A 19,871-nucleotide genomic window follows, 5' to 3' on the forward strand; every position below is an offset into this window, starting at 1 on the left:
CGGGCGTCCTTCAGCGCCTGGTGCTGCCGACCCGCGAGAGCAGGATGACCGGCAGAAGGCTGACGAGCACGATCGCGAGCGCCGCGATCGATGCCTCTTCATAGGTGCCTCGGGCCGCCTCGCCGTAGAGATGCGTGGCGAAGGTCTCGACATTCAGCGGGCGCAAAAGCAGCGTCGCCGGCAGTTCCTTGACGCAATCGACGAAGACCAGCAGCGCGGCGGCGGCGATCGCCGTCTTCGACAGCGGCAGATGCACGAGGCGGAATGTGCCCGATGGCGTCTGTCCCAGCGTGCGCGATGCGTGGTCGAGCGAGACAGGAATGCGCGCCAATCCGGCATCAATGCCACCCGCGGAAATCGCCAGGAAGCGGACCGTCAGCGCATAGACGAGCGCCGCCCCCGATCCCATGAAGAACAGGCCGGTCGCGATGCCGAACCATTGCGCACCGGCATGAAAGATCATCCGGTCGGCGCCGCCGAGAACGATCAGCACGCCGATCGCGACGACCGTGCCTGGCGCGGCATAGCCGGTTGCGGCAAGCCGCAGCATCGACGATGAGCCGGTACCGGGCCGCAGACGGGCGGCATAGGCGAGCATCAGGCCGAGAAGGATGGCGGCGGCGGTGGCGAGCGAGGCGAAGAGCACGGTGTTGACCGCTTCGCTGAGGAAATTGGCGGAAACGCCGGCGAAGCGAAAGCGCTTCCAGGCTTCGGAAGCCAGATAGATAGCCGGCGCGCCGAAGCCGAGGATAACAGGTAGGAAGCCGAGAACCGCGAGCAGGATGCCTTTGGGCAGAGACACGTTTTGCGGCTGCAGACCGCGGCTGCGGCGGCTGTCGGTGGCGTAGCGCTGATTGCGACGCGCCCAGCGCTCGATGGCGATCAGCGCCACGACGATGAAAAGCAACGCCAGCGCAATCTGAGAAGCGCCGGGCAGGTCGGTGCGGGTGATCCAGGTCGTGTAGATCGAGACGGTCAGCGTTCGCACGCCGAGGAATTCGGCGGCACCCACATCGTTCAGCGTCTCCATCAGCGCCAGGCTGACACCGACGGCAACGGCCGGGCGGGCGAGCGGCAGTGCAATGTGCCAGAAGACGCCGCGTCTGGTGATGCCGAGCATCCGCCCGGCCTCGATGAGATTGGCCGACTGCGTCAGGAACATCGCCCTGACAGGGATATAGACATAGGGATAAAGGACAATGCCGAGAAGCAGGATGCAGCCGGTCATCGAGCGGATATCCGGCAGGCGGAATTGCCGCGGGCTCTCATAGCCGAGAATCCAGCGGATCGCGCCCTGCACTGCGCCGATCGGGTGCAGGATATCGAGATAGGCATAGGCGATGATGTAGGTCGGCACCGCGAGCGGCAGGAGCAGCGCCCATTCGAGAATGCGCCGGCCGGGAAAATCGTAAGCCGTCACCAGCCATGCCGCCAACGTGCCGATGGCTGCCGTCATCAACCCAACACCGGCAAGCAGGATCACGGTATCGGCGAGCGCGACCGGCAGGATGGTGGAGAACAGATGGCTCCAGAGCGAAGGCGAGCCCTTGAAGGCCACGAAGGCAAGGCCGCCGAAGGGCAGCAGGACGAGAAATGCAACAAGCCCGGCTCCGGAAAGCCAGGCGCTGACGGGCCGCCTCGCCGGGCGGTTTGCCGCTGATATCAGGGACATGCGATCATCCGGGAAGGGAAGGGGCGCCGGCTAACCAGCGCCCCGATCGCCTTAGTTGTCGAAACCGACCTTGTCGACGAGCGCGCTCGCCTCCTTGCGGTAGCCGACGATCTCGGCAAGCGGCTTGCTGTCGATCTTCAATTCGCCGAAGGAGGCGATGATCGGATCGACCGAGGCGCCAGCCTTGACCGGATATTCGTAGTTGGCTTCGGCATAGATCTTCTGCGCCTCGTCGGAGACGAGATATTCGAGAAGCTTCACGGCTTCGGCCTTGTTCGGCGCGTGCTTTGCGACAGCAGCACCGCTGATGTTGACCTGCGTTCCGCCGTTCTTGAAGGTCGGCAGGACCACCTTGATCGCCTCGCCCCACTTCACCTGGTCCTCGCCGCCCTTGCCGGAGCGCATGAGGCCGACATAGTAGGAGTTGGCAATGGCGATGTCGCAGACGCCGCCGAGGATGTCCTTTGCGCCGTCGCGGTCACCACCGGCCGCCTTGCGGGCGAGGTTGTCCTTGACGCCGGAAAGCCACTTCTCGGTTTCCGCTTCGCCGTAATGGGCGATGTAGTCGGCAAACAGCGCCGTGTTGTACGGATGCTGGCCGGAGCGGATGCAGATCTTGCCCTTCCACTTGGGATCGGCGAGATCCTCGTAGTTGAAGGCCGTCAGATCGACATCCTTGGCGGCGTAGAGCACGCGGGCGCGCATCGACAGACCGAACCAGTAGCCCTTCGCATCGCGAAGCTGTTCCGGAATGGCGGCGTTGAGCGTTGCGGATTCGATCGGCTGGGTGACGCCCTTTTCGGCGAGATCGACCAGATTGCCGGCGTCGACGGCCATCAGGATATCTGCCGGAGAGGCTTCGCCTTCGCTTGCCACGCGTTCGGCAAGACCATCCTTCAGGAACACGGTGTTGACCTTGGTGCCGGTCTTTGCCGTGTAGGCTTCCAGAAGCGGCGCGATCAGCGCCGGCTCTCTTGTCGTGTAGAGATTGAGCTCGGCGGCCGAAACAGTGACCGGAAGAGCGCACAGAGAAACAGCGGCGAATGCCGCAGACATTTTAACTTGCATCATATCTACCCCCGTAAATGAATGCGCCCCGTAGCTGCAGTTCTTGAGGATGATAGTCAAGTTTTAAGCCGAAGCATCACGAAGACGTGATGTGTCGACGGCTCTCAGACGGAAGCGAAGACGCGGGCGTTTTCGACCGAAATCGTCACCGCACGCGCCGTCTCCGGCAGGCGCCGCATGGTCCGCGCCTTCAGTGGTGCGGCAAGGCCGTCGACCGCAAGCGTCAGTTCCTCGACCTCGCCGTGGAAGGCCCGTCCCTCGATCCTGGCGGCGATGGCGCCGTCGCCGAGCGAGACCTCGATATCCTGAAGTCGGATAAAGACTGTGGCCGCGTCCTGCTCCCCAAGGTCGAGCTCGTGGGCGAAGCTGCCGATCGCCGTTTCCATCCGCCCGTTCCTGTTGACCCCGGGGATCTTGTTGGAGGGCGAGAAGAAATCGGCGGCATAGGCGCAGTTCGGCCGGTCGTGCAGGTCGTAGCCGGAACCCTGCTGGACGATCTCACCGGCGCGCATCAGCACGACACGGTCACCGGCCGACAAAGCTTCCTGCGGATCGTGGGTGACGATGATCGCGGTCGTGCCGAGCGAGCGGATCAGCGCGATCGTCTCGCCGCGCACCTGGTCGCGAAGACCCTGGTCGAGATTGGAGAAGGGCTCGTCCATCAAGAGGATACGCGGCCGCGGGGCAAGCGCCCGCGCCAGCGCGACACGCTGCTGTTCGCCGCCCGAGAGCATATGCGGATAGCGATCGGTCAGATGAGCGATGCCGGCAATGCGGACAACCTCCTCGGCCATCGCTGCTGCCTCGGCCTTCGGGCGCTTGCGCAGGCCGAAAAGAATGTTCTCCATCGCCGTCAGATGCGGAAAGAGCGCGTAGTCCTGAAATACGAAGCCGATATTGCGCGCCTCGGGCTCAATGAAGCGCTGCGCCCCAGAGACTTCCTCGCCGTCGAGCCGCACCGATCCCGCATCCGGCCGTTCGATCCCGGCGATGACGCGCAGCAGGGTCGACTTGCCGCAGCCGGAATGGCCGACCAGCGTGACGATCTCCCCGCGATCGACCGTCAGCGACAGTTCGGCAAGGGCTGCCTGCGCGCCGAAGCTGCGGCTGATGGTGCTGACTTCGAGAGCGGGTGAAGACGTCGTCGCCTGCATGCGGTTCCCTGAATTTTCGGTTCGATACCCCTTACTTCAGGAAGGCCGCGAGATGCAAACCGCGCGCCGGCGAAACAGGCGCAGCAAAAATGGCGCAGCCGCGCAAAATTTAGGCATCGGCGTACCGCTCCTGCCCAAAGCGGGCTGTGCCGCAAAGAGAAGTTGCGATACATGCTCTGTCAGCGAACGCCATCGAGCCCATCAGCCCCCGATCCCGAACGCTTCCATTTCTTCAGCACATGACCGCAGCACAAACCTTTGCTGCAGGAGGAATACCTATGGCCGTAGTGAGCGAAACCGCGCCGCGTTTCCAGAAGACGACAATGTCGATCCTGATGGCAGTCAGCTTCTGCCACATGCTGAACGACATCATGCAGTCGCTTCTTGCGTCGCTCTATCCGCTCTTCAAGGCCAATTATAACCTCGACTTCGTGCAGATCGGCCTGCTGACGATGACCTTCCAGGTCACGGCGTCGCTGCTGCAGCCCTTCGTTGGCATCTTCACCGATCGCTGGCCGATGCCCTATTCGCTGCCAGTCGGCATGGCGAGCACCTTCTGCGGCCTGATCCTGCTCGGCAATGCCGGCAGCTTCGAGCTGCTGCTCGTCGCCGCCAGCCTGATCGGCTTCGGTTCGGCCGTTTTCCATCCGGAATCCTCGCGCGTTGCGCGTCTGGCCTCCGGCGGTCGCCACGGCTTCGCGCAGTCCTTCTTCCAGGTCGGCGGCAATGCCGGCCAGGCGATCGGCCCGCTGATTGCCGCCTTCATCGTCTTCCCGCTCGGCCAGCACAGCGTCTCCTGGCTGTCGGGCATCGCGCTGATCGGCATGATCGTGCTCGGCTGGGTCGGCAACTGGTACATGAGCCACCGCCGCCAGAATGCCGGCAAGCCCGCCGTCAGCCGCACGCCGCCGCTGCCGCAGAACAAGGTCGTCGTCGCCCTGCTCATCCTCGTGCTGCTGACCGCGACCAAGAACGTCTACATGGCGAGCGTCTCCAGCTATTTCACCTTCTATGTGATCGACCGCTTCCAGCTTGGCGTTCAGCAGGCGCAGCTGATGCTTTTCCTGTTTCTCGGTTCCGTTGCCGTCGGCACCTTCCTCGGCGGCCCGATCGGCGACCGTCTCGGCGCCCGCTTCGTCATCTGGTTCTCGATCCTCGGCGTCATTCCCTTCGCGCTGATGCTGCCCTATGCGAACCTGTTCTGGACCGGCGTGCTCAGTGTGGTCATCGGCCTGATCTTCGCCTCCGCCTTCTCGGCAATCGTCGTCTTCGCGCAGGAGCTGGTGCCGGGCCGTGTCGGCTTGATCGCAGGCGTGTTCTTCGGCTTCGCCTTTGGCGCCGGCGGTCTTGGCGCTGCTTTCCTCGGCGACTTTGCCGATAGCCACGGCATCGAATTCGTCTACCGCATCTGCTCCTACCTGCCGCTGCTCGGCCTGCTGACGATCTTCCTGCCGAAGATCCCCAAGCACGCCCACGCATGACCCGACACGCTCGCGCGTGACGCAGAGCCCGGCGTAAATTATCCTAAGGCCCTATCGCGCCGCATGCGTTCCAGGTGATAGCGTGCGGCGCAATGACATGCCGGAGGATGACATGACGAAGAAGACGGTTGGCGATTGGCGGGCTTTGGCCGAGAAGGAACTGAAAGCCTCGCCGGAGACGCTCGTCTGGAAGACGCCCGAGGGCATCGACGTCAAGCCGCTCTACACCCCAGGCGATCTCGCCTCTGCCGATCATCTGGACAGCATGCCGGGCCTTGCGCCCTTCACCCGCGGACCGCGCGCCACGATGTATGCCGGGCGTCCCTGGACCATCCGCCAATATGCCGGGTTCTCGACCGCTGAGGCCTCCAACGCCTTCTACCGCAAAGCGCTCGCCGCCGGTCAGCAGGGTGTGTCGGTCGCCTTCGATCTCGCCACCCATCGCGGCTATGACAGCGACCATCCGCGGGTCGAGGGCGATGTCGGCAAGGCCGGCGTGGCGATCGACAGCGTCGAGGACATGAAGATCCTGTTCGACGGCATTCCGCTCGAAAAGATCTCGGTTTCGATGACGATGAACGGCGCCGTCATCCCGATCCTCGCCTCCTTCATCGTTGCCGGCGAAGAGCAGGGCGTGTCGCGCGCCGATCTCTCGGGGACCATCCAGAACGACATCCTCAAGGAGTTCATGGTCCGCAACACCTACATCTATCCGCCCGAGCCCTCGATGCGGATCGTGGCCGATATCATCGAATATACGGCCAGGGAGATGCCGAAGTTCAACTCGATCTCGATCTCCGGCTATCACATGCAGGAAGCCGGGGCGACGCTGGTGCAGGAGCTCGCCTTCACGCTGGCCGACGGGCGCGAATATGTCCGCGCCGCGATCGCCAAGGGCCTGAACGTCGACGACTTCGCCGGCCGCCTCTCCTTCTTCTTCGCGATCGGCATGAACTTCTTCATGGAAGCCGCGAAGCTGCGTGCCGCCCGTCTGCTCTGGACGAAGATCATGGAGGAATTCGAGCCGAAGAAGGCGTCGTCGCTGATGCTGCGCACGCACTGCCAGACGTCGGGCGTCTCGCTGCAGGAGCAGGATCCCTACAACAATATCGTCAGAACCGCCTTCGAGGCGATGTCGGCCGTGCTCGGCGGCACGCAGTCGCTGCACACCAATTCCTTCGACGAGGCGATCGCGCTGCCGACGGAATTCTCCGCCCGCATTGCCCGCAACACCCAGCTGATCCTGCAGCACGAGACCGGCGTCACCAAGGTCGTCGATCCCCTGGCGGGCTCCTATTATGTCGAGAGCCTGACCAAGGAACTTGCCGACAAGGCCTGGGCGCTGATCGAGGAGGTCGAGGCGCTCGGCGGCATGACGAAGGCGGTCAACGAAGGCCTTCCGAAACGGCTCATCGAGGAAGCTGCGACGCGCCGTCAGGCGGCGGTCGACAAGGGCGACGAAGTGATCGTCGGCGTCAACAAGTACCGGCTGGAGACTGAGGAAGAACTGGAATTCCTGGCGATCGACAATGCGGCGGTGCGTGCTGCGCAGGTCAAGCGGATCGAGGACACCCGCCGCCGCCGTGGCAGCGGCAAGGTGCGTGAGACGCTGGAAGCGCTCTCGGAGGTCGCCCGCAGCGGAGAGGGCAACCTGCTTGCCGCTGCCGTCGAGGCGGCGCGGGCGCGGGCCACTGTCGGCGAGATATCCGACGCGATGCGCCAGGCTTTCGGCGATCATGCGGCGGTCCCCGAGGTGATCAGGGATGTCTATGGCGAGGCCTATCGCGACCAGCCGGAACTCGAAATCCTGAAGGCGCGTATGGCCGATATCAGCGCCAGCCTCGGGCGCAAGCCGAAGATCATGGTCGCCAAGCTCGGCCAGGATGGACACGACCGCGGTGCCAAGGTGATCGCCTCGGCCTTCGGCGATGTCGGCTTCGATGTGCTGGCCGGTCCGCTCTTCCAGACGCCTGATGAGGCGGCCGGCATGGCGCTGAGCGAGAAGGTCAATGTCATCGGCGTCTCGTCGCTGGCCGCCGGTCACAAGACGCTGCTGCCGCAGCTGGTCGATGCACTCAAGGCCAGGGGCGGCGGCGATGTCATCGTCGTCTGCGGCGGCGTCATTCCGCGCCAGGACTATCAGTTCTTGACCGACCACGGCGTTGCCGCCGTTTTCGGCCCCGGCACCAATGTGCTCGACGCCGCAAATTCGGTGCTCGACCTCCTGCAGGGGATCAGGCGCAATACCTGATCCGTCTCAGAAGCTGTCCTCGTCGCGCGACAGGCTCTTCTTGAAATGGGCGATGAAGCTCTTGATGATCGGCGAAGGCTCGACCTTTCGGTAGGCGATCGCCAGATCCGAGGTGACCGAGCAGCCCTTCAGCCTGGTATAGGCAATGCCCGGAAGCTGCACGCACTGGAATGAGCTGGGCACCAGCGCCACGCCGGTGCCGAGCACGACCATGCTGGCAATGGTGATGAAGTCGCGGCCGGAACTGTTGATATCCGGCTCGAAACCCGCTTCCCGGCAGGCGGCGATCGTATTGCGGTGAAAGCCGACATCGGGCGGCTGGCGCGGGGTGATGAAGACTTCGCCGGCCAAGGATTTCAGCGCGACGGACGGCGATGCCGCGTGAGTGTGGTTCGCCGGCAGCGCCACGACGAATTCCTCGCGCATGGCGATCTCGGCCGCCAGCCCCGCTGGCAGCGCGATCGGTGGGCGGATGAAGCCGAGATCGAGCGTCTTGTCGGCGATCTTTTCCAGCTGCTGGCGCATCTCGATCTCGATCAGCTGAAACTCGACGCCAGGCCGCGACGCCTTGAACTTCGACAGCGCATCGCCGAGCACGCCGGAATAGGCCGCCGAGGCGACATAGCCGACGGCGACGCGCTCCAGATCGCCTTTCGCCGCCCGGTGGACGGCCTCGACGGCGCTTTCCGCAAGTCCAAGAACACGCCGGCCCTGCTCTGCGAGCTCCAGTCCCGGCCGGGTCAGGCGCAGCGAGCGGCGGCTGCGATCCAGAAGCGACACGCCTAACAGCGCCTCGAGCTTAATGATCTGCTGGCTGAGACCCGGCTGCGCAATCCCGAGCCGCGCTGCGGCACGCTCGAAATTCTGCTCCTCGGCGAGGGCTACGAAATATCTCAGATGCCTGAGCTCGAGAGCTGCGCTACTGACCAAATGCCACCTCTGTTCATAATCGGCGCTTCTGAAAAACGCTGACTACCTTATTGGATCATGGAAATGAATCCGTCTAGTAACGTGACTGAAATTGTCAAGTTTTGAGACGGATCGCCCCCGTCCGGGTCTCCATGAGGTTGCCGTGCGCCTGAAGAATGTTTCGCTCGTCCTGCTGTCCACCGTTTGCTCAGCAGCGCTTCTTCCGGCCGCGGCCTTTGCACAGGAGGCCACCGAGCTTGCGCCGATCACCGTGCAGGGTCAGACCAAAGAAGATCCGAAGGCGCCGGTGAAGGGCTTCGTCGCCAAGACCAGCTCGACGGCGACGAAGACGGGAACGCCGATCCTCGAAACGCAGCAGTCGATCTCGGTGATCACGGCCGATCAGCTGAAGGCGCAGAACGCCCAGACCGTCGGCCAGGCGCTCGACTATACCCCCGGCGTCGTCAGCCAGCCAGGCGGCTCGGATCCGCGCTTCGACGCGCCGCGCATCCGTGGCTTCGATGGCCGCCAGTCGCAATATCTCAATGGTCTGAGACTGATGCGCACGGCCGGCGCGCCGGCGATCGATCCCTACCAGCTGGAGCGCATCGAAGTGCTACGCGGCCCGGCCTCCGTGATGTTCGGCCAGGGCAATCCGGGCGGCATCACCAACCTGATCAGCAAGCGCCCGACCTTCGACAGCTTCGGCGAGGTCGGCCTGCAGTTCGGCAGCTACGATACCTATGGCACCTATTTCGACGTCGGTGGCCCGGTCACCGACGGCTCGGACTTCGCCTATCGCGTCACGGGTCTGGCCCGCACCGCAAGCGCCCAGGTCGACGAGCTCGACAACGACCGCTATTTCATCGCCCCCGCTTTCACCTGGCAGCCCGACGAAGACACCAAGCTGACGATCCTGACGAGTGTGCAGCACGACAATCCAAGCACGCCGTCCGGTGTCCCGGCGCTCTTCGCCGATACGCTCGGCCGCGACTTCTATGTCGGCGACAAGAGCTTCGATCACTCCAACCGGACGCTGACCAATCTCGGTTATGAATTCGAGCACCGCCTCAACGACACCTGGACCTTCCGCCAGAACCTTCGCTACTCGAATTTCGACTGGAACTATCAGGCGCTGGGGATGTCTTCGACTGTTGCAAATCCCGCCTACGGTCCGGGCGTCGGAGCGGATGGCCATTCAATTCTTCGCAATGCGACCTTTCAGGACGAATTGCTCAATACGTTCAGCGTCGACAACAACCTGCTTGGTGAGTTCGAGACAGGTGATTTGGAGCATAAGCTCCTGGTGGGGCTCGACTACCGATATTTCAGCAACAACGTTCACACGCGATTCTTCCGGGCGACGCCGCTCGATATCTTGAACCCGGTCTACGGTGGTCCGATCAGTCTGCTCTCGCGAACCACTGACACGATAGTGGACACCGATCTTAGCCAGGTTGGCATCTATATTCAGGACGAGATGGCCTACAATAATTGGCGGGCAACCTTCGGGCTGCGCCAGGATTGGGCGAGCACCGAGGGCGACACGACCAATTTCCTGCCGGCAACGCCGGTCAGCAGATCACTGGATCAGAACGACCACAAGCTGACGGGCCGCGCGGGCCTGGGCTATGTCTTCGATAACGGTATTGCCCCTTACATCAACTATAGCACGTCGTTCGAACCGGTTGCGCCGTCGACCAGCTTGGCAAACCCTGTGCCGACCGAAGGCAAGCAGCTCGAGATTGGCGTGAAATATCAGCCTGATGGTTGGGACGGATTTTTCTCTGCAGCGGTCTACGATCTCCGCCAGAAGAATGTTTCGAACACCCAGAGCATTGGCGGCACTTCCGTGACCAATCAGATCGGCGAAGTCCGTGCCAGAGGTGTTGAGCTCGAAGGTGTAACGAGCCTGACCGATGGCCTGAATCTTCGCGCAGCCTACACCTACACTGATACCAAGGCTGATGCGCCCGGGACATTGCTGAACGGCCTTCCGCTCGACAACGTTCCCGAACACGCCGCCAGCCTCTGGGTCGATTACAGCTTTGCCGAAGGCTCTCCGCTCGAAGGTGTAGGCATCGGTGCCGGTGTTCGCTATGTCGGCGAGCGCTATGGATATGCCACATACGGCAGCCCTGCAGCGCTGCATATCTACAACCTCGACGCCGTCACCCTCTTCGACGCCGCGCTCACCTACAAGAAGGAAGGCGTCACCGCCTCGCTCAATTTCCGCAACCTTGCCGACAAGGACTATATCGCCAGCTGTAGCTCGTTCGGCTGTACCTATGGCGACGGGCGCACGGTGATGGGCAAGCTGACGTTCAATTGGTAACCAGCAGCCGGCTGCGATCTGCAGCCGGCTTAAGCCTCGTCGAGCGCGGCTCAGCGGAAGGCGGCGAGGTTTTCCTTCAGCCATTGCGGCAGGCTCTTCGGCGGCGTGCCGGTCAGCGCCTCGACGGTCGAGGTCGTCTCGCCGAGGACGGATTCGCGAAAGACCTGGTCGAGACCTAGCAGCAGTTCGGCGACGAAGGGCGGCAGGCCGCCTGCCAACAGTGCCGCATGCTGCTCTTCCGGCGAGCGATGTCCGTAAGTGACTGGCCGTCCGAGCTGGGCGGAAAGCTCGGCGGCGACTTCCGCCATCGTCCAGGCGCGCGAACCGGTCAGGTGATAGGCGCGCTGCGACCAAGGCCAGACTTCTTCCAGCAGGGCGGCGCGTGCCGCTCTTGCAATGTCGGCGGTGTCGATGAAATTCACCCGGCCGTTTCCGGCCGCGCTCGCCCATTGTCCGGTAGCGATCTCGGCCGCCGACCGTTTCAGGATATCGGGAAAGGCGGATGGCCGCAGCACGGTGGAGGCGACCGGCTGGCGCGCGAGATGCGCCTCGATCTCCATGTGCCAGGCGAAGGGGTTGAGCCGGGTTGCCGGGCCGAGTGCCGAGAGCTTGACGATATGGCGCACCCCGGCGCTAACGGCGGCATCGATCAATGCGATCTCGTTGGTCACCTGCCGCGGAGAGGTGCCATGCGAGAGAAACAGACGGTCCGCACCCGAAAGCGCTGACGCCAAAGTCTCCGGCCGGTCGAAATCGATGACGGCGATCTCCGCGCCTTCGGCTATGCCGGTGGCGTCGGGCCGGCGGGTCAGCGCCACGGGGGTGATGGGATCAGCGGTCAGAAGCCGGGTAAGTTCGGCGCCGACGCGGCCGGTGGAACCGGCGATTGCGATGCGGCTGGTCGAAGCGGATTGCAAAGATTCGTTTGGCATGGAGGCACAACCTATGTATCTTGGAACGACTGTTCCATTATTGTTGAACCGATCGTTCCAAGATGTCAAGCGAGGATGCATGAGCGGAAAACCGCAATTCGACGAGGCTGCCGTTATCGATGCCGCCCTGATCGTCTTCTGGCGCCAGGGCTATGCGGCGGCCTCGATCAGCGACCTGACGGAGGCGACCGGCCTTTCGCGCTCAAGCATCTATCAACGCTTCGGCGACAAGGACGGACTGTTTCGCGAGGCGCTGGCGGCCTATACGCGGCGCGTGCTTGCGCGCATGAACGGCGCCGAGGCGCCCTCCGCACGTGGCGCCATCGAGGCGATCCTGCGCGGCTTCGTGCCGGAACAGCCGATGAGCCGTCCGGCCGGCTGCCTGATTGCCCGAAGCTGCGTGGAAAAGGGTGAGTTGAGCGCGGAAGGGCAGGAGGCGGCCCTGCAGGCGGCAGCCGATCAGCTGCAGATCTTCGCTGCGCTACTGCGCCAGGCGATTGCCGCGGGCGAGCTCAGCCGGGATGCGGATGTGGAGGCGCTCGCCTGGTACTATCTCGGCGTGCTGCAGGCAGTGCTGAATTTCCCGAATGCCGGCGCAGACAGCAGCGCGCTCCATCATATGATCGATGTCGCGATGATGGCCTGGCCGCGCCCGTGAATCTCAAACGCCCGGCTGGGCGCCGAAATAGTTGAAATAGGCCCAGGCGATGGCGAAGAGGGCCACGATGGTCAGCACCACGATCAGCTTGCGCAGCGCCGGGTTGATCTGGCGCGGGGGCTTCGGCTTGTTGGGCTTTTTGAATTTGATGACGTTGTCGTTCATGGCACGGTTCTAACCCGATTTTCCGGCGCAGGGCAATCGGCGGTCAGAGGAGACCGCGCTTTGTGAGATTGCTCATCAGCGCCGAGATGCCGAAGGTCCAGGGCGGGCATTCGGTGGAGAGGCGCACGGTATTGGCAAGCGTCCCAAGCCCCGCCGAGGAGATCTCGACGATATCGCCGATCTTGTGGGTAAAGCCCTGATTCTTGGTGTCGCGATCCTGCGTCGGCGCAAACAGCGTGCCGAGGAACAGCATGAAGCCGTCAGGATACTGGTGATGGGCGCCGCAGGTCTGCTTGACGAGATCGGCCGGGTCGCGGCTGATCTTCGACATCGAGCTCTTGCCGTGCAGCACGAAGCCGTCCTCGCCGGTTACCTTGAGGTCGAGCTCGGCCTTGCGCACGTCATCCAGCGTGAAGCTCTGGTCGAACAGGCGGATGAACGGGCCGATCGAGCAGGAGGCGTTGTTGTCCTTCGCCTTGCCGAGCAGCAGCGCCGAGCGGCCCTCGACGTCGCGCAGGTTGACGTCGTTGCCGAGCGTCGCGCCCTTGATTTCGCCGCGGCTATTGACCGCGAGCACGATTTCTGGCTCCGGATTGTTCCAGGTGGAGATCGGGTGCAGGCCGACATCCGCACCCCAGCCGACCGAGGACAGTACCGGCGACTTGGTGAAGACCTCGGCATCCGGACCGATACCGACTTCCAGATATTGCGACCACATGCCCTCTTCGATCAGCGCCTGCTTGACCTTGGCGGCTTCCGGCGAGCCGGCCTTGATATTGGCAAGGCTGCCGCCGATCAGCGCGCCGACGCGGTCGCGGATCGAGGCGGCGCGGTCAGGATTGCCGGCCGCCTTTTCCTCGATGACGCGCTCGATCATCGACTGCGCGAAGGTGACGCCGCAGGCCTTGATCGCCTGCAGGTCTGCGGGCGCCAGGAGATAGAGCTTCGATGCATCCGGCTTGCCGTTGCTGTTCTTCGAAACATCGTCGAGCGTACCGATGGCTTCGCCTTTCGCGGCGCGCACGAAGGCGGCGGGATCGTCCCGCTCGAGAAGCGCGCTCAGCGTCGGTGCATCCCTTGAGGTGATGTCGATCAGCTGTCCGTCGCGGATGGTGACGATCGACGGGCCTGAAACCTTGGGGTTCCAGACGCGGCCGACGAAGAGACCGGCCGAGGCGGCGGCGTCGAGAAGCTGAGACATGATGAGCCCTCCAATGCTGATGAGCGATCGCTCATTTTATCATCTGATTGCCGCCCTCCAGCAGCGCCGGAAATCGATCACATTCGCTCCGCGGCGGCAAGGCCGGTTGCCGGAAAAACAGACTGCACGTTTGGTTGAAAGGCTAGATTTCGGACTTGCGGCAGAGCTCTCAGCGGCTAGGGTCGGCATCGGCTTTCAAACATGTACCCGGGGAGAGGAGGCCCCGTTCGCAATGCTGAAATCCTTCGAACATGTCGGCATGACCGTCAGCAATATGGACCAGGCCGTTGCATTCTATTGCGATCTTCTCGGCCTGACGCTGCATCTCAGGAAAAAGACCGATGACGGCTCGGATCTCGCCTTTCTCGATGCCGGCGGCGGCATGCTGGAGATCATCGCGCCGGTGAATGGCGCCAAGCGGGCCGTCGATGTGCCCGACGATACCGCCGGGCTCCGCCATCTGACTTTCCTTTACGCAAGCGTCGATGAAACCTTTGCCAAACTCGAGGCGGCCGGCGTCGATCTCAAGGAGCGGCCGCGCTTCACCTACAATCCCGAAGTGTTGCACAAGGTGGCCTTCGTGCGCGATCCCGACGGCATCATCATCGAGCTTGCCGAGCGTAAAAACTAAGGCCCCGCGACAAACAATTCTTGCTCGGATTTTACATGCGCAAGTAACGACTCCGTAAGTCTGCTCTGGCAGTCTCCTCTGTAGATTAAATTACATATTTCAGTTGGATACCATGAGCCGTAGCAAAGACGATTGGATCAATCAGCGCGCCTATTCCATCTGGGAAGAAGAGGGCCGCCCGCATGATCGCGGCGGCGCTCACTGGCAGCAGGCCGCTGCCGAATACGAGCAGCTGGAAAGAACACGCGCCTCGGCGGATGGAAATGAGCTGATCGAGATGCTGCGCCGAACCGGCCGGCTGATGCGCGCTGCCGAAAACGATGCTCTGCGCGTGGTCCGGCCGGAACAGAAGCCGGCACGCAAGGCCATCAAACGCGCATAAAAATTCTCATATTGCGGGAACTTTAGTTCTCCTTCCGCGTTTGACCGGATCGGTTTGCGCGGCTGGGAGGGCCTGATCCGCAATGCGAGCCATTCGCGTTCTCTCTACGATCATCACGCTTTTCATCATTCTCGGCATCGCTTTCTTCTTCCTTGCCTGGAATTCGGAGATCGCGCCGCAGAAAGTCGCCGACCGGCAGCCGTTCGATCCCGCCTTGGTCGCCCATGGCGCCAGCCTTGCAGCGGTCGGAAACTGTATCGCCTGTCATACGGTCCCCGGGAAGGAGGCGTTTTCCGGGGGCCTGAAGCTGCCGACGCCTTTCGGGACGATCTATTCGACGAATATCACCCCGGATGAAGAGACCGGCATCGGTCTCTGGAGCGAGGCGGCTTTCCAGCGCGCCATGCGTCATGCTGTCGATCGGCAGGGGGAACACCTCTATCCGGCTTTCCCCTATGATCATTTCACCCGGGTCACCGACGAGGATAACAAGGCGCTCTATGCCTATCTGATGACGCGCACGCCGGTGAAGGCGACGGCGCCGAAGAACGAGCTGCCTTTCCCGCTCGATGTCCGCCCGATACTTGCAGGCTGGAAGCTGCTGTTCTTCGATGACGGCGCCTTCACCCCCGATCCGCAACAGAGCGATGAGTGGAACCGCGGCGCCTATCTCGCCGAAGGTCTCGGCCATTGCGGCGCCTGCCACACTCCGCGCAATTCGCTCGGCGCCGAAGACAAGGCGAAGCATTTCGCCGGCGGCGAGGCCGAGGGTTGGCAGGCCTATGCGATCAATGCCGATAGCCGCGCGCCGATCCCCTGGGACAAGGATGCGATCGCCTTCTATCTGCGCCACGGCTATCACGAATTGCACGGCGTCTCGCGCGGACCGATGGCGGAGGTCACCGGCAATCTCGCAGCGCTTCCGGATGCCGATGTCGAGGCGATCGCCACCTATGTCGCTTCCGGCATGGGCGAGCCGTCCGCCGATCGCGCCGCCAAGGGCGAGGAGCTGAAGAAGCAGTTCGGCTCGGAGGCCGACGGCATCGTGACGGCAGCCGTCGACGCCAAACCATCCGGCGATCTCGCTTCACATCCCGGCGCGCAGATCTACACGGCCACCTGCGCCAGCTGTCACGAGGCGGGCAAGAAGCCGCCCTTCGGCGGCATGAACTTCCACCTCAGCACCGCGGTCAACGCGCCGAACCCGCAGAACATCATCAACGTCACCCTGTTCGGCCTGCCGCCGGCCGATGGCCAGGCAAGCGCGGTCATGCCCGCCTTCGGCGGCGCATTGAACGACCAGCAGGTTGCCGATCTGCTCGGCTATCTCCGCCAGCGCTTCGCCGATGGCAAGCCGGCCTGGGCCGATCTGCCGCAACAGGTGAACCGCACCCGATCCGGCGATTATTTCGTCGCCGTCCGTCCTTCCGAAGGCATTGAAAGGGCGCCGTCCAATGTCGGCGCAAAGGCAGCGCAATGACGACACTCAATGTGAATGGACAGAGCCATCAGATCGACAGCGAGCCGGATACGCCGCTGCTCTATGTTCTCAGAAACGACCTCGAGCTCAATGCCGCTAAGTTCGGCTGCGGTCTCGGCCAGTGCGGCGCCTGCACCGTCATGGTCGATGGACAGGCGGTGCTTTCCTGCGTCACGCCGCTGATCGCGGTCGATGGCAAGGAGATCGTCACCGTCGAGGGTCTCGGGACGATCGACAAGCCCGGAACGCTGCAGGCCGCCTTCATCGAAAAGCAGTCGGCGCAATGCGGCTACTGTATCGCCGGGATGATGATGAGCGCTGCGGCACTGCTGAAGCAGAACGCCAAGCCGAGCGACGACGAGATCCGCAACGCGCTGCGCACCAATCTCTGTCGATGCGGCACGCATATGCGCATTCTCGCCGCCATCCGGCGTGCGAGCGAGCTCATGGAGGCCGCCGAATTGCCGGCAGCAAACAGGAGTGCCGGCTGATGGATATTCTCACCAGGGACGAAATCACCCGCCGCGGCCTGCTTGCCGGAACCGGCGCCCTCGTCGTCAGCTTCTCCGTTGTCCGGGCCTTTGCGCAGGACGCGCCCGCTGCGGCACCTGACAAGCCCAAGTTGCCGGGCAGCCTTGATGACGACCGCTATCTCGATAGCTGGATCAGGATCGATGCCGATGGCAGCATCACCGTGTTCACCGGGAAGGCCGAGCTCGGACAGGGCATCCGCACACCGCTGATCCAGGTCGCCGCGGAAGAGCTCGATGTCGAGCCCGGCGACATCACGCTGGTGACCGCCGATACCGGCCGCACGCCCGATGAAGGCTTCACGGCCGGCAGCCAGTCGATGCAGAACAGCGGCACGGCGATCCGCAATGCGGCGGCGCAGGTGCGCGAGATGCTGATCGCCGAAGCCGCGCGCCGCTTCTCGCTGCCGCCTGAGCAGCTGAAGGCGGAGAAGAAAGCGGTCACTGGTCCCGATGGAAAATCGGCGACATACGGCGAGCTCGTCGCCGGGCAGTTTCTGCATGTCGAAGCGCAGCCGAAATCGAAGCTGAAGGCGCCCGACATGCTGCGCGTCATCGGCCGGGATGTGCAGCGCGTCGATATTCCCGGAAAGGTCACCGGTGGCGTCGCTTATGTCCAGGATCTGAAGCTGGAGGGCATGGTGCATGCCCGCGTCATCCGCCCGCCAAGCTATGGCGCGACGCTGAAGGAACTCGATGCGACGCCGATCGAGGCCATGCCCGGTGTCGTCTCGGTGATCCGCGACGGCAATTTCCTGGCCGTCGTTGCCGATCGCGAATGGCATGCCGTCAAGGCGATGCGCGCGCTGGAGAAAGTAGCCCGCTGGGATGAGCCGGCGACGCTGCCGGATCAGGCCGATCTCTACACCGTTCTTGTCGGCATGGAGAAAGAGGTCGGTACCGTGGCGGAATCGGGGGCACCCGCCTTCCCCAATGGCGCAACCTATGAGGCGACCTTCACGCGGCCCTATCATATGCATGGCTCGATCGGCCCCTCCTGCGGTGTTGCGCATCTGAAGCAGGATGGCACGATCGATGTCTGGTCGCATACGCAGGGTGTCTTTCCGGATCGCACCGCGATCGCTCAGATGATCGGCCTGCCTGAGGACAAGGTGCGGGTCATCCATATGGAGGGCTCCGGCTGCTACGGCCATAACGGCGCCGATGACGCGGCGGCGGATGCAGCGCTGATCGCCATGAAAATCCCCGGCCGTCCGGTCCGCGTCCAGTGGATGCGCGAGCAGGAGCATGGCTGGGAGCCTTATGGGCCGGGTATGGTGACCAAGGTCAGGGTATCGCTCGACGCTTCCGGCAAGATCGACAACTGGACCTACGATCTCTGGAGTAACTCGCATGGCACCCGTCCCGGCGACGCCGGATCGCTGCTTGCCGGGCGGACCAAGGCCGATGCGGTGCCGCTGAAGTTGCCGAAGCTCTCGATCAATCCGAACGGCAATGGCGACCGCAATGCCGATCCCCTCTATGCGATCCCGAACCGGAAGATCCTGTGGCACTTCCTGCCGGATATGCCGATCCGCGTTTCGGCGCTCCGCGGGCTCGGCGCCTATGCCAATGTCTTTTCGATCGAGAGCACGATGGATGAACTGGCAATCGCCGCCAAGGCCGATCCGGTCGAATTCCGCCTGCGCCACCTTCAGGACAGCCGCGCCAGCGATGTCGTGAAAATGGCGGCGGAGAAATTCGGCTGGGGGCAGGGGGAGGTGCCGCAGGGCCATGGCCGCGGCTTCGCCTTTGCGCGCTACAAGAACCACGCCGCCTATCTGGCGCTGGCGCTCGAAGCGCGCATCGAGCCGGAAACCGGCCGCGTCCAGGTGATCCGTGCCGTCGCCGCCATCGACAGCGGCCAGGCGGTTAACCCCGACGGCATCCGCAACCAGACGGAGGGCGGCATCCTGCAGTCGATCAGCTGGACGCTCTATGAGCAGGTGACCTTCGACCGCACGCGGATCACCAGCACAGACTGGTCGAGCTATCCGATCCTGCGCTTTGCGAGCGTCCCTGAAAGCATCGAGGTGCATGTGATCGACCGCCCCGGCCAGCCCTTCCTCGGCACCGGCGAGGCGGCGCAGGGGCCAACCTCGGCAGCCGTCGCCAACGCCATCCGCAACGCGACGGGCAAGCGCCTGACCGATCTGCCGCTGTCGCGCAGCCGCGTGCGTCAGGCGGCGGGTTTGGGATGAAAGGAGGTCAGCGGCCCGCGCTGCGATAGCGGTCGCGGGCCGAAGGCTTTGCCGTCGGTGATTTCAGGCGAAAGCGAACCAGAACCTCGGCGCCATCGAGCGAGGCGCGCGTGCGCTCCAGCTCGTCGCGTTCCCGGACGGCCTGTATCCAGTGTTCCGCATCATGTCCGCTCAGGTGGCCGGAAAGTTCCCAAAGCGCATAGGCGCGCTTGGCGATCCACTCGTCTCTGGCATCGGCCATCACGTTCTCCAGCAATGATTTAATGAATGGATGTCGCTTCCGAAAATTCGGTCTCGCCGAGCATTTCCAGCAGATGGCAGCGGGCGCGATTGACCCGGCTCTTGATCGTGCCGATTTCACAATTGCAGATGACCGCCGCCTCTTCATAACTAGCGCCCGAAACGACGAGGAGAAGGGCGACGCGATGCGTGTTGCGCAGTTTGGCGATCGCCGCCTGGACATCGAGCGCCCGCATCGCCCAATCCTGCGTCGATTTCACCGGCAGCTGGTATTCGCTGAGATCGTCGACGGAGCCGACCGGCTCGCGCCGGCGACGCCGGTAGGCGCTGCAATAGGTGTTGCGCATGATGGTGAAAAGCCAGGATTTCAAGCTGGTACCGTCGTGAAACTGGTCCATATGCCCGAGCGCCCGCGACAGCGTCTCCTGCACAAGATCGTCGGCATCGTTCTCTCCGCGCTCGAAGCGCCGGGCGAAGGATTTGAGGGCGGGAAGAAGAGAGACGATTTCGGCCTGGTGGCTGGACAAGGCAACTGCGGTCTGGGTCATGGCGGTTTCCTTCTGGTGGAAGGGTAATGCCGC

Annotated in this window: 18 protein-coding genes; 9 read left to right on the top strand and 9 right to left on the bottom strand. The window is 63.3% G+C overall.

Features of this window, described 5'->3' with window-relative positions; genetic code table 11:
- Window positions 1–10: 10 nt before the first annotated feature.
- The 3 genes from ABIE40_RS21705 to ABIE40_RS21715 form a co-directional block, all read right to left on the bottom strand.
- Window positions 11–1,672 (bottom strand): ABC transporter permease, encoded by a 1,662-nt coding sequence (locus tag ABIE40_RS21705; RefSeq protein ID WP_199625708.1) that lies wholly within the window; start codon window positions 1,670–1,672, stop codon window positions 11–13.
- Between the two features lie 51 nt (window positions 1,673–1,723).
- Window positions 1,724–2,728, bottom strand: a complete 1,005-nt coding sequence (locus ABIE40_RS21710; RefSeq protein WP_246777591.1) for an extracellular solute-binding protein — start codon at window positions 2,726–2,728, stop codon at window positions 1,724–1,726.
- 116 nt (window positions 2,729–2,844) lie between these two features.
- Window positions 2,845–3,894: an ABC transporter ATP-binding protein gene (locus ABIE40_RS21715; protein WP_199625709.1), complete on the bottom strand. Its 1,050-nt coding sequence runs from the start codon at window positions 3,892–3,894 to the stop codon at window positions 2,845–2,847.
- Between the two features lie 278 nt (window positions 3,895–4,172).
- Between ABIE40_RS21715 and ABIE40_RS21720 the strand changes: the two genes are divergently transcribed.
- Window positions 4,173–5,375 carry an MFS transporter gene (locus ABIE40_RS21720; RefSeq protein ID WP_199625710.1) on the top strand — a complete coding sequence of 401 codons (1,203 nt, stop codon included), beginning with the start codon at window positions 4,173–4,175 and terminating at the stop codon, window positions 5,373–5,375.
- Between the two features lie 112 nt (window positions 5,376–5,487).
- Window positions 5,488–7,626 carry a methylmalonyl-CoA mutase gene (scpA, locus tag ABIE40_RS21725; RefSeq protein ID WP_199625711.1) on the top strand — a complete coding sequence of 713 codons (2,139 nt, stop codon included), beginning with the start codon at window positions 5,488–5,490 and terminating at the stop codon, window positions 7,624–7,626.
- 6 nt (window positions 7,627–7,632) lie between these two features.
- Here the strand turns inward: scpA and ABIE40_RS21730 are convergent, their stop codons facing one another.
- Window positions 7,633–8,556 (bottom strand): LysR family transcriptional regulator, encoded by a 924-nt coding sequence (locus ABIE40_RS21730; protein ID WP_199625712.1) that lies wholly within the window; start codon window positions 8,554–8,556, stop codon window positions 7,633–7,635.
- 142 nt (window positions 8,557–8,698) lie between these two features.
- On the opposite strand from ABIE40_RS21730, the gene ABIE40_RS21735 reads away from it, so the two are divergent.
- Window positions 8,699–10,870 (top strand): TonB-dependent siderophore receptor, encoded by a 2,172-nt coding sequence (locus ABIE40_RS21735; RefSeq protein ID WP_199625713.1) that lies wholly within the window; start codon window positions 8,699–8,701, stop codon window positions 10,868–10,870.
- Between the two features lie 50 nt (window positions 10,871–10,920).
- Here ABIE40_RS21735 and ABIE40_RS21740 read toward each other — a convergent pair whose 3' ends face one another.
- Entirely contained in the window at window positions 10,921–11,802 is an 882-nt protein-coding gene (locus tag ABIE40_RS21740; protein ID WP_199625714.1) for an NmrA family NAD(P)-binding protein, read from the bottom strand.
- 79 nt (window positions 11,803–11,881) lie between these two features.
- Between ABIE40_RS21740 and ABIE40_RS21745 the strand changes: the two genes are divergently transcribed.
- On the top strand, window positions 11,882–12,460 hold the full coding sequence (locus tag ABIE40_RS21745) for a TetR/AcrR family transcriptional regulator (protein WP_199625715.1): 579 nt from the start codon (window positions 11,882–11,884) through the stop codon (window positions 12,458–12,460).
- A gap of 3 nt (window positions 12,461–12,463) precedes the next feature.
- Here the strand turns inward: ABIE40_RS21745 and ABIE40_RS21750 are convergent, their stop codons facing one another.
- Together ABIE40_RS21750 and ABIE40_RS21755 are read right to left on the bottom strand one after the other, a co-directional pair.
- Window positions 12,464–12,625, bottom strand: a complete 162-nt coding sequence (locus tag ABIE40_RS21750; protein ID WP_199625716.1) for a hypothetical protein — start codon at window positions 12,623–12,625, stop codon at window positions 12,464–12,466.
- A 43-nt stretch (window positions 12,626–12,668) separates the two neighbouring features.
- Entirely contained in the window at window positions 12,669–13,826 is a 1,158-nt protein-coding gene (locus ABIE40_RS21755; RefSeq protein WP_199625717.1) for a fumarylacetoacetate hydrolase family protein, read from the bottom strand.
- 232 nt (window positions 13,827–14,058) lie between these two features.
- Between ABIE40_RS21755 and ABIE40_RS21760 the strand changes: the two genes are divergently transcribed.
- From ABIE40_RS21760 to ABIE40_RS21780, 5 genes are all read left to right on the top strand, one after another.
- Entirely contained in the window at window positions 14,059–14,457 is a 399-nt protein-coding gene (locus ABIE40_RS21760) for a VOC family protein (RefSeq protein ID WP_199625718.1), read from the top strand.
- A 112-nt stretch (window positions 14,458–14,569) separates the two neighbouring features.
- Entirely contained in the window at window positions 14,570–14,839 is a 270-nt protein-coding gene (locus tag ABIE40_RS21765) for a DUF2934 domain-containing protein (protein WP_112714845.1), read from the top strand.
- Window positions 14,840–14,921: 82 nt separating this feature from the next.
- On the top strand, window positions 14,922–16,319 hold the full coding sequence (locus ABIE40_RS21770; RefSeq protein WP_199625719.1) for a c-type cytochrome: 1,398 nt from the start codon (window positions 14,922–14,924) through the stop codon (window positions 16,317–16,319).
- Complete coding sequence (locus ABIE40_RS21775; protein ID WP_199625720.1) at window positions 16,316–16,810, top strand: (2Fe-2S)-binding protein; 495 nt, start codon at window positions 16,316–16,318, stop codon at window positions 16,808–16,810. The genes ABIE40_RS21770 and ABIE40_RS21775 overlap by 4 nt, the downstream gene beginning before the upstream one ends.
- Entirely contained in the window at window positions 16,810–19,050 is a 2,241-nt protein-coding gene (locus ABIE40_RS21780) for a xanthine dehydrogenase family protein molybdopterin-binding subunit (RefSeq protein WP_199625721.1), read from the top strand. Before ABIE40_RS21775 ends, ABIE40_RS21780 begins: the two co-directional genes overlap by 1 nt.
- A gap of 7 nt (window positions 19,051–19,057) precedes the next feature.
- Here the strand turns inward: ABIE40_RS21780 and ABIE40_RS21785 are convergent, their stop codons facing one another.
- Both ABIE40_RS21785 and ABIE40_RS21790 read right to left on the bottom strand, forming a co-directional pair.
- Window positions 19,058–19,291: a DUF2934 domain-containing protein gene (locus tag ABIE40_RS21785; RefSeq protein WP_112714853.1), complete on the bottom strand. Its 234-nt coding sequence runs from the start codon at window positions 19,289–19,291 to the stop codon at window positions 19,058–19,060.
- Between the two features lie 19 nt (window positions 19,292–19,310).
- Complete coding sequence (locus ABIE40_RS21790) at window positions 19,311–19,838, bottom strand: sigma-70 family RNA polymerase sigma factor (protein ID WP_199625722.1); 528 nt, start codon at window positions 19,836–19,838, stop codon at window positions 19,311–19,313.
- Window positions 19,839–19,871: the final 33 nt, after the last annotated feature.

It is taken from the genome of Rhizobium sp. OAE497 (genome assembly GCF_040546565.1).
Taxonomy (GTDB): domain Bacteria; phylum Pseudomonadota; class Alphaproteobacteria; order Rhizobiales; family Rhizobiaceae; genus Rhizobium.